The following is a 352-nucleotide window of genomic DNA, read 5'->3' as shown; positions in this document are numbered from 1 at the left end:
TCTTCCACTTGTGGTTCTGCTACCTCTTGTTGTACTGGCTTATTCTCTACTCGTACATTAGCAGAAGGCTGCATTGCATTTGCTCTAGCTGCATGTCTTTCCATTAATCGTGTTCTATCTTGTTTCAACATAACAACATTAAATGGTACATGGCGCTTTTTCTCACGTTTTGGTTCTTCTTTTTGTACAACTGGTTGCTCTTCTGCAATTGGTGTTTCTTCTACAACTCGTTGCTCTTCTACGACTGGCGCTTCTTCTACAACTCGTTGCTCTTCTGCGACCTGTGCTTCTTCTACAACTCGTCTATTTTCCTCTGTTTCTGCAATTAAAACATTCGCAAAGCTTTGAACAT

General features: G+C 40.9%; 1 pseudogene. It reads right to left on the bottom strand.

The window, feature by feature from the left end:
• Nucleotides 1-352: pseudogene (locus MR107_RS30545) on the bottom strand (DNA translocase FtsK); the annotation flags it as partial.

It is taken from the genome of Bacillus cereus group sp. BfR-BA-01441, assembly GCF_022663075.1.
Taxonomy (GTDB): Bacteria; Bacillota; Bacilli; order Bacillales; family Bacillaceae_G; genus Bacillus_A; species Bacillus_A cereus.
The sequence above is the reverse complement of the archived record's forward strand: the minus strand, read 5'-3'. Positions and strand labels throughout refer to the sequence as shown.